General features: G+C 60.5%; 2 protein-coding genes and 1 pseudogene. 1 reads left to right on the top strand and 2 read right to left on the bottom strand.

The window, feature by feature from the left end:
• Window positions 1-479 precede the first annotated feature (479 nt).
• Entirely contained in the window at window positions 480-638 is a 159-nt protein-coding gene (locus JF66_RS23215) for a hypothetical protein (RefSeq protein WP_156109902.1), read from the bottom strand.
• Between the two features lie 498 nt (window positions 639-1136).
• Complete coding sequence (locus JF66_RS17970; RefSeq protein WP_035880167.1) at window positions 1137-1565, bottom strand: DUF1801 domain-containing protein; 429 nt, start codon at window positions 1563-1565, stop codon at window positions 1137-1139.
• Window positions 1566-1715: 150 nt separating this feature from the next.
• Between JF66_RS17970 and JF66_RS24590 the strand changes: the two are divergent.
• Window positions 1716-1895, top strand: a pseudogene (locus JF66_RS24590) (recombinase family protein); the annotation flags it as partial.
• Window positions 1896-2173 lie beyond the last annotated feature (278 nt).

The raw sequence follows: 2173 nt of genomic DNA, 5'->3' as shown, positions 1-2173 counted from the left end.
ATCGACCGAGTCGCGCTATACCCGTTACTGATTGTGCAGGTTGTGCCGCTCGTGCCCACTCCGCAGTAAATCAACCGGTTTGCGAAGTTCACCGCGTTAACAGCGCGGTAAACAGTCGATCGGGCCACGCCGAACTGTTGTTAACGCCAACTGAAAATGGGGCCATTTCTGCCAGGCGGTTTCAAGTGATCGTCGCAACACAGCGGTTGCTCGTGCGCGACTGCTCCAGCTCGGTGCGCTGCAGGCGGAGTTGCTGTTCGAGGGCGTTTCGCACGTCGGTAACGCGCTGCTCGGCTTAGGAATGCTCCCTCACTCGCTGCTGACCCTGCTGCTGCTGACGCTGACGTGGCATTGGCACCTTCGCTTCCGCCCGCGCGCTTTCGCACTGAACTCGTAGACCTGGTCAAGCTGGTCGCTGGCACTCGCAGCTTCCGTCTCCGCACGCTCGGCGTGCGCCGTGGCGGCCAAGTCTGTGCGGCCTACCGGCTGCCCTCGAACGGGTCCACGACCGTGTGCACGCCTTGCTCGGGGTGGGCGAAAGCGATCTTGATGCCGGAGTCGGCCTCGAACGGCTCGGGCCGGCACTCTGAGCCCCACTCGGCGCAGGTCAGGCATCGCTCGTTAGCTCGCTCGAACATAGTGGGTGCTTCCTCTCGAACGGTTCTATGAGCGTGTGTAACAAGCATTTGGGGCAAGGCCGTTAGGCCTTGATATGCCCGTCGGCCGGGTACGTTTATGCCCCTCAGGTACCGCGGCACTCCGTACCTAGTTGGCGGTCGTGGTCTCTGGGAAGGGTCATCGGTTCATACGAACGCCAACGCATCGGGAATCACGACAACATGGGCCATTACCTAAAGCGCTAGCGCAAGCCGACGATCCGCTGCGAATCCACATATTACGATGCGGCGTATCTGTCCCGCGCCGGACGGCATGCGTGCACTGGAGCGTTCCAGAATCGCCCACGAGCCAGACTCATGCCAGGGGCCGCAATTGGCGGTTGAGCCCGAATCCTTGTCCCGTAAGAGGTATGTGAGCGGGATTTCCTTGCGGGCGGGTCAACTGCGACTCGCCTGCCCACACTGACGGCGTAGCCCGGTCTCCGCGGGGAGTGTTCGTGGGAGGTCCGTCCTACGGGATCACGACGCCGGTTTGGGGTCGTCTCCCCGTGACCAGGCGATCGCGATGAGCTGGCGCAGTACCTCGAGATCAATGTCATCAAGATTCTTGACGTAAACACAGCCCGCGCCTTCCGAATACGTCCCGAGCGAGGGCAATAGCGCGACCCCCGCGGGTAGATCCTTCAGCCCATATATCGACAGTTGCGCTTTGCGCGGCGAGAACCCGGTCTTCGGCCAGTCGCCGCGTGTGCGCGGGTTGGCCGGCGACACGTAGCCATAACTGCCGTAGCCGATGAGCGAAGGACCCCATAGGACAGGGTGAGCGCCCGTGACCTCATGGAAAATCTGGGCGAGCCGTATACCGTCCTGCCGTCGGCGAGATGGGGTCACGGCATCGAGAAATTCGTCAACACTCGCATCCGTCGGCACCGTCTTGGGTTCGCTCATGGCTCCAGTGTGCCACTCGACCGCGCCAGCCGGGGATGAACAGCGGCCACGCGAAACGCAAGCGACGTCGCCGACTCCGATACCGAGCACCATTGGGTCTCAACGTTTAACGAGGTCCGGCACCTGCCTGATTCGAATTGTCGCGATGAGCGCCCGTTCAAGATGACGCCGGCGAAGATTCGGCTGGCGATGGCCGCTATGGGGCAGTAGGAGACGAAGGTCGGCGAGCTTTGCAAGGAACTCGGAATCACCCGGCAGACGCTGGATCGTCATGTGTCAGTGTGGGGGGATCTGCGGCCGGGCGGGGCGAGATTGCTTTCCAAGAAATAGAACCCAGTCCGCGGGGCAGGCCATTCGTTATGAGAATCGTCACGCCGTGTGAGGAGCTTGAGGGTGGCCAGATCACACAGCGTTTTCGCTCAGCAGGGCAGGCTGATTTTCAGAGCATTTTTGTCTTGATTCTGTTGGGAGCTCGAAGTATATTGACATTGTTTAGATCAATCAGATTGCCCTACATTATTTGATTGAACTCCCTTAGATCAGCCTCACCGCCCCTACTGGTCTGGCTGATTTAGTGGGTTAAGCGCCCAGTTCTTGTGCACCAGAGT

Origin of the sequence: Cryobacterium sp. MLB-32 (genome assembly GCF_000738085.1) — a bacterium.
Taxonomy (GTDB): Bacteria; Actinomycetota; Actinomycetes; order Actinomycetales; family Microbacteriaceae; genus Cryobacterium.
Note: the sequence above shows the minus strand (reverse complement) of the source record. Positions and strands in the feature narration are given on the sequence as shown.

What these genes read in the sequence shown, in the direction of transcription:
- JF66_RS23215 (WP_156109902.1), bottom strand. Translation starts at nt 638, where the DNA reads ATGTTCGAGCGAGCTAACGAGCGATGCCTGACCTGCGCCGAGTGGGGC.
- JF66_RS17970 (WP_035880167.1), bottom strand. Translation starts at nt 1,565, where the DNA reads ATGAGCGAACCCAAGACGGTGCCGACGGATGCGAGTGTTGACGAATTT.